The sequence below is a fragment of the Deltaproteobacteria bacterium genome (genome assembly GCA_016234845.1).
Taxonomy (GTDB): domain Bacteria; phylum Desulfobacterota; class Deferrimicrobia; order Deferrimicrobiales; family Deferrimicrobiaceae; genus JACRNP01.
This window is the reverse complement of the sequence record JACRNP010000137.1, coordinates 1-7,135: the sequence shown is the minus strand read 5'-3', so window position 1 is coordinate 7,135 and position 7,135 is coordinate 1. Positions and strand designations below refer to the sequence as shown.

Below are 7,135 nucleotides of genomic sequence, written 5' to 3'. Positions count from 1 at the left end.
CGTCCCGTTTCGCGACGCGCGTGTTGATGGAGGCGGCGTCGATGGTGATGTCCGCGGACGATTTCTCGAGATCCGCCGGATCGTAGGCGATCTTCCCCGAAACCTTCCCGAAATCCCCGCGCACCGACGAAACCATCAGGTGCCGCACCTTGAAGTGGACCCCGGTGTGGGCCGGGTCGAGCTCCCAGGGCGCCGACAGCGCGAGGCCCGGGAGCGCCAGCAGGAACGCCGCAGCGAGAACCGTCGATCTCCGCATCCTTGTCCTCCTGTTCCTTCCCCCATGGAATCGGAACCGTTTTCACATGGATAGATTCAGTAAACGGGATGGCGGTTGCGTTTCCGGGATCTTTTTCCGGAGGCGCGGAAGACCGGGAAACCGCTGAAGAATCGGGTGATGCTTTCCGATAAGGGGGAACGGGCGCCCGGATGGGTCGCCCTTCGCGCCGCGCAAGGAGGCAAGGTGCCGCAACCGTTCAGCCCGGCAGGAGTCGCCTTCTTTCTGTTCGCCCTGGCCGTGGGCGCGGCGATCGGGTACTTCCTGTCGCTCCGCCGGCGGGGCCCGGATCGCGGGAAACCGGGCGAGGCGGGAGGGAGCGACCCGGGCGCAACGGGGGAACGCCTCTCGCGAATCGCCGACGCGGTGGAGCAGGTGGGCGCGGCCGTCGTCGTCACCGACGCGCAAGGGACCATCGAATACGTCAATCCCGCTTTCGAGTCGATCACCGGGTACCGTCGGGACGAGGTCGTCGGGAAGAACCCGAGGATCCTCAAGAGCGGGCGCCAGGACGAGGCGTTCTACCGCGATCTCTGGGACCGCCTCGCGGCGGGGCGGAGCTGGAAGGGGGTCTTCGTCAACCGGAGGAAGGACGGCACCCTCTTCGAGGAGGAGGCGGTGATCTCCCCGCTGCGCGGCGCGGCGGGAGAGACGACCGGCTACGTGGCGGTCAAAAGCGATGTCACCGAGGACCGGCGGCGCGAGGAGCAGCGGCGGAGAGCCCAGCGGATGGAGGCGGTGGCGCGCCTGGCCGGGGGGGTGGCCCACGACTTCAACAACCTCCTCACCGCCGTGATCGGATACGCGGACCTTCTGGTGCTGCAGCTCGACAAGGAGGGGCAGCAGCGGAGGCACTCGGAGGAGATCAAGCGCGCGGGGATGCGGGCCGCGACCCTCACCCGCCAGCTTCTCGCCTTCAGCCGGCAGCAGGTGATGCGGCCGAAGGATCTGGACCTGAACGACGTGCTCGCGGGGATGGAGCCCGCGCTGCGGAAGGTCCTGGGCGCCGGGATCGGGCTGTCGATCGTCCGCGGGGAGGCGCTGGGGACGGTGCGCGTCGACCCCTCGCAGCTCGAGGAGGTGGTCGTGACCCTCGCGCTGCGCGCGCGGGAGGCGATGCCGGAGGGAGGCGCGGTCCGGCTGGAGACCGCGAACGCGGACCTCGGAGAGGGAGATTCCCGGCGGCACCTGTTCGTGGCCTCCGGCCCGTACGTGATGCTGGCGGTCACCGACGAAGGGCCCGGGATGGACGAGGAGACGCAGGCCCGCCTCTTCGAACCGTTCTCGGGGGATGCGGGGCCGGGGCTCGGCCTCGGGCTTTCGTCGGTCTACGGGATCGTCAAGCAGAGCGAAGGGTACATCTGGGCGGAGAGCGAGCCGGGGCGGGGGACCACGTTCCGGGTGTACCTGCCCCGGGTGGACGCGGTCCCGTCGGCCGGGGCTCCGGTGCCGGAGGAGCGGATTCGCGGGACCGAGACGGTGCTGGTCGTCGAGGACGAGCCGGTGGTGCTCGAGCTGGTGCGGGAGGTCCTGGCGGACAGGGGGTACACGGTGCTGACGGCCTCGAACGGGGAAGAGGGGGTGAAGGTGCTGACCGCGGATCCCCGCCCCATCCACCTGCTCCTGACCGACGTCGTGATGCCGGTCATGGCCGGACCGGACCTGGCGGAACGGGCCGAGGCGCTGCGGCCGGGAATCAAGGTGCTGTTCATGTCCGGGTACACGGAGCAGACGGTGATGCGGCACGGCGTCGTCGGACGGAGGACGGCGATCCTCCAGAAGCCGTTCACGTCGGACGCGGTGGCGCGAAAGGTCCGGGAAGCGCTGGACGCTCCGCGGGTTCCGTAGCGACGGACGGGAAACGCCGGGAGGGGGAGTTTGCCGACGGAACTGCTGGAGATCCTCTCCCAGTTCGGGGGAGGGCGGGGAGACCCGGGCAACAACGCGGTGCGGTTCGTGCTCGCCGCGGCGTTCTGGGCGGTCCTCCTGTCCGTGGCGCTTCGGCGGTGGCGGCGGGACCGGGAGAAGCGGGACTGCCTGGTCGGCGTGGCGGCCGCCGTCGGGTTGACCCGCGAGGCGGTGATGTTCCTCCTCGAATACGGGACCTTCCGCGGCTTCATCCCGAACGTGCTGTCGTACAACGTCTACCCCCCGCTCGAGCATTCCCTGACGGGCGTGGCGCGGGTCCTCCTCGGCTACGCCTTCCTGCGCTACTTCCTTCCGGACCGGAAGACGCCGGAGCGGTTCCTCGCGGCGGGGCTCGCGTGCGTCGCGGTCCTGTACGCGGTGACGGCGCCGTTGTGGGTCCGGTTCCTCGGGGACCACCGGGAGATGTACTGGCAGGTATCCCTGCGGTTCGCCGATTTCTGGGGGGAGACCGCGTTCAGCGCCTTCGGGGCGGCGATGGCCGCCGCCGTGATCCTCCTCCTGTATCTTCCGTTCCGCCGCGGCCGGAGGGTCCCGCCGGGCATCCCCGTCGCCTTTCTCCTGCTGTTCCTCGACCATTTCCTCATGATCGTCAACATCGCGACGGGCGTCGAGGACGGGCTCGCGCTCTACTCCCCGGTGCGCAACATGCTCGCGATCGCCGCCATCCCGATCTTCCTCGGAGTGTACTGGAACGACCTCTTCCAGCGTCTCGACGAGGAGCGGGCGAGGAACCTCTCGATCCTCACGGGGATCGGCGACGGGATCAGCATCCAGGGGCCGGACCTCAAGGTGCTCTACCAGAACCCGGTGCACGTGGGGTTTACCGGAAACCACGTGGGGGAGCACTGCTTCCGGGCGTACGAGGGGAAGGAGGCGCCGTGCGAAGGGTGCCCCGTGGTGCTCTCCATGGCCGACGGGAGGACGCACACGGTCGAGCGGTCCGTCGAGCGGCCGGAGGGGGATCTCCACGTGGAGATCACCGCGTCGCCGATGCGGGACGCCGCCGGACGGATCGTGGCGGGGATCGAGTCGGTGCGCGACATCTCGGGCCGGAAGCGGCTGGAAGACCAGTTCCGGCACGCGCAGCGGATGGAAGCCGTGGGCAGGCTGGCCGGGAGCGTGGCGCACGACTTCAACAACCTCCTGACGGCGATCAACGGATACGGGGACCTGCTCCTCGCCCGCATCGACCCGGCGGACCCGAACCGGCGGCACGTGGAGGAGATCGTCGGCGCGGGGTCCCGCGCGGCGGCGCTGACGGGCCAGCTCCTCGCGTTCAGCCGGAGGCAGCCGACGCGCCAGGTCGCGATGGAGCCGGCGGCGGTGGTGTCCGGGATGGAGACGATGCTGCGCCGCCTGATCGGCGAGAGCGTGGATCTTCGGATCGAAGCCCCGCCGGGCGCGGGACAGGTGCTGGCGGACGAGGGCGAGATCGGCCAGGTCGTGATGAACCTCGCGGTGAACGCGCGCGACGCGATGCCGCGGGGCGGGCGCCTGTCGATCGGCGTGGACGGCTTCGACGCGGACGAACCGGTGGTGCACGACCTGGGCGTGGTCCCGCCGGGACGGTACATCCGCCTGGCGGTCCGGGACACCGGGCACGGGATGGGCGGGGAGGTGCTCTCCCACCTGTTCGAGCCGTTTTTCACCACGAAGGGGAAAGGCAAGGGGACCGGGCTCGGGCTCTCCACCGTGTACGGGATCGTCGGGAGGGACGGGGGCCATGTCGGAGTCGACAGCGCGCCGGGGAAGGGGACCGTCGTCTCCGTCTACCTCCCCCGCGCCCCGGAAGGCGCGATGGCCCCGGAGAAGGAACCGTCGCGGACCGCCGCCGCCGGGGGGACCGAAACGGTCCTGGTCGCGGAGGACGAGGAGAACGTCCGGGAACTGGCGCGGCAGGTGCTCGCGGAGAAAGGGTACAACGTGCTGGCGGCGGGAAACGGCGCGGAGGCGTTGTCGATGCTGGCGGGATTGTCCGCTCCCCCGAACCTGCTGCTGACCGACGTGGTCATGCCGGGGATGAACGGGTTCGACCTGGCGGAACGGTTCCGGCGGGTGTGCCGGGAGGCGCGCGTGGTCTACATGTCGGGGTACCCGGATTCGGAGATCCTTCCCCACGGGACGCTCTCCGCGGGAGCGCACTTCCTGCAGAAGCCGTTCAACGCGGAGATGCTGGCCCGCAAGACCCGGGAGGCGCTCGACGCCCCCGTGCCGTCGGAGCCGATGGTCAGCGGGCCGTGAGGTAGCGCTCCACCCCTTCGGCGGCCCGTCGCCCCAGGTCGAACGCCCGCACCACGAGGGACGCCCCGGTGACCGAGTCCCCGGCGCCGAACACTCCGGGGACGGACGTCATCAGGCGGCCGTCGGCGACGACGTTCCCGCGCGGATCGATCCCCACGCCCAGCTCCCGCACCAGCGGTCCGTGCTCCACGTGGACGAATCCCATGGCGAGCAGCACGAGGTCGGCCGGGAGCTCGAACTCCGAGCCGGGGATCTCCCGCGGCGTCCGGCGGCCCGCGGCGTCCGGCTCCGGCCAGTCGAGCTTCACGCACCGGAGCTTGCGCACCCGCCCTCCCTCGCCGACGAACTCCTTCGTCTGGATGCTCCACATCCGCTCGCACCCCTCCTCCTGGGAGGAGGAGGTCCGCAGCGTCGCCGGCCACGTCGGCCACGGGTTCGTCGGCAGCCGTCCGTCGGGCGGTTTCGGGAGCAGCTCGATCTGGGTGATGGAGGTCGCTCCCTGGCGGCGGCTCGTTCCGATGCAGTCGGAGCCGGTGTCCCCTCCACCCACCACCACCACGCGCTTCCCCCGCGCGGAGATCCGCTCCGCCTCGGGAATCGCGTCCCCCGCGATCGCCCGGTTCTGCCGGGTGAGGAAATCCATCGCGAACCGGATCCCGTCGAGCTCCCGTCCCGGAACGGGGAGGTCGCGCGGGACGGTCGCCCCGGTCGCCAGCACGATCGCGTCGAAGGTGCGGCGCAGGTACGCCGCGGACACGTCCACTCCCGCGTTCACGCCGGTCTCGAAGACCACCCCCTCGGCCCGCATCTGCTCCAGCCGCCGGTCGATGACCCACTTCTCCAGCTTGAAGTCCGGGATGCCGTACCGCAGGATCCCGCCCACCCGGTCCGCCTTCTCGAAGACCACCACGTCGTGGCCGCGGCGCGCCAGCTGCTGCGCGGCCGGCAGCCCCGCGGGTCCCGAGCCGATGACCGCGACGCGCTTGCCGGTCCGGCGCGCAGCCGGCTCCGGCCGGATCCACCCCTCGCGCCACCCGTGCTCGACGATCTGGAGCTCGAGGTGGCGGATGGTGACCGGCGGCTGGTTGATCGCCAGCGTGCACGCGGCCTCGCACGGGGCGGGGCAGACGCGCCCGGTGATCTCCGGCAGGTTGCAGGTGGAGTGAAGCAGGTCCAGCGCCCTCCTCCATTGTCCGCGGTAGACCATGTCGTTCCAGTCGGGGATCCGGTTCTTCACCGGGCAACCGTAGGCGTGGCAGAACGGGATGCCGCAGTCCATGCAGCGGGCCGCCTGGGGGACGATCCGGTCCTCGGGAAGCAGCTCCTCGATCTCCCGGAAGTCCCCGATCCGCTCCTCCACCGGCCGGTGCGGCGGCTCCTCCCGGTCGAACTCCATGAACCCGGTCGGGTTAGCCACGGTACACCTCCTCGGTGGCGGAGACGCTCTCGGTGTTCAGGTCCTCCTCCAGGCGCATCCGCTCCAGCGATTTCCGGTACTCGATCGGCATGATCTTGACGAACAGCGGCAGGCGGGATTCCCAGTTCTCGAGGATCTGGGCCGCCCGCTGGCTCCCGGTGAACCGGTAGTGGCTCTCGATCAACGTGCGGAGCCGGCGGACGTCCTCCTCCTGCCAGACGCTCTCCACGTCGACCATGTCCAGGTTGCACCGGGTGTCGAACAGCTCCGTCTCGTCGTAGACGTACGCCAGCCCGCCGCTCATCCCCGCGGCGAAGTTGTTCCCCGTGGGGCCCAGCACCACGACGACGCCTCCCGTCATGTATTCGCACCCGTGGTCGCCGACCCCCTCCACGACCGCCTTCGCGCCGCTGTTGCGGACGGCGAACCGTTCGCCGGCGATCCCGTGGAAATACGCCTCCCCCCCGGTCGCTCCGTAGAGGACGACGTTGCCCACGATCACGTTCTTGTGCGGCAGGAACGTCGCCCCCTTCGGCGGCGCGACGATGATCCGGCCTCCCGACATCCCCTTGCCCAGGTAGTCGTTGGCGTCCCCGAGCACGCGCATCGTGATCCCGGGGGCCAGGAAGGCGCCGAAGCTCTGCCCCGCCGACCCGAGGAACGTGAGGTCGATCGTGTCGTCCGGCAGCCCGCCCGCGCCGTACCGGCGGGTGATCTCTCCCGACAGGAACGCTCCCACCGTCCGGTGGACGTTGCGCACGGGAAGCTCGATCCGCACCGGCTCCCGGTGTTCGATCGCCCGTTTCGCCAGGGCGATGATCTCGTGGTCGAGCGCCTTACCCACCTCGTGCTCCTGCCGCCGCACGCGGTGCCTGGGGCTGCTCCCGCCGTTCCCCGCCGGGAGGAGCATGTCCGAGAAGTCCAGCCCCTTCGCCTTCCAGTGCTCGACCGCCGGCTGCACCTCGAGCCGGTCGACCCGCCCCACCATCTCTTCCACCGTCCGGAAGCCCAGCATCGCCATGTGCTCCCGCAGGTCCTGCGCGATGAAACGGAAGAAGCGCGCGACGTGCTCGACCGCCCCGTCGAAGCGGGCGCGCAGGACCGGGTCCTGCGTCGCCACCCCCACCGGGCAAGTGTTCAGGTGGCACTTCCGCATCATGATGCAGCCCAGGGAGACGAGCACCGCCGTGCCGAACCCGAACTCCTCCGCGCCCATCAGGGCCGCGATCGCCAGGTCGCGCCCGGTCTTGAGCTGTCCGTCGACCTGCACGCGG

The 7,135-nt window shown here is 70.4% G+C and carries 5 protein-coding genes; 2 read left to right on the top strand and 3 right to left on the bottom strand.

The genetic code is table 11. The features are described from left to right. Positions 1 to 256: YceI family protein (locus HZB86_09665; protein MBI5905796.1), on the bottom strand; the 256-nt coding region annotated here is incomplete at its 3' end. 138 nt (positions 257 to 394) lie between these two features. Here HZB86_09665 and HZB86_09660 point away from each other — a divergent pair. After that, a complete protein-coding gene (locus tag HZB86_09660; GenBank protein MBI5905795.1) occupies positions 395 to 2,122 on the top strand; it encodes a PAS domain S-box protein in 1,728 nt (575 codons plus the stop codon). Positions 2,123 to 2,152: 30 nt separating this feature from the next. Beyond that, positions 2,153 to 4,444 (top strand): response regulator, encoded by a 2,292-nt coding sequence (locus HZB86_09655; GenBank protein MBI5905794.1) that lies wholly within the window; start codon positions 2,153 to 2,155, stop codon positions 4,442 to 4,444. Here the strand turns inward: HZB86_09655 and HZB86_09650 are convergent. Further along, on the bottom strand, positions 4,431 to 5,861 hold the full coding sequence (locus HZB86_09650) for a glutamate synthase subunit beta (protein MBI5905793.1): 1,431 nt from the start codon (positions 5,859 to 5,861) through the stop codon (positions 4,431 to 4,433). The two genes, HZB86_09655 and HZB86_09650, sit on opposite strands and share 14 nt — an antisense overlap. Further along, a partial coding sequence (locus HZB86_09645; protein MBI5905792.1) for a glutamate synthase subunit alpha occupies positions 5,854 to 7,135 on the bottom strand: 1,282 nt, incomplete at its 5' end. The genes HZB86_09645 and HZB86_09650, both read right to left, overlap by 8 nt.

Coding starts and splice junctions, on each gene's coding strand:
- HZB86_09660 (MBI5905795.1), top strand. CDS start 395: ATGCTTTCCGATAAGGGGGAACGGGCGCCCGGATGGGTCGCCCTTCGC.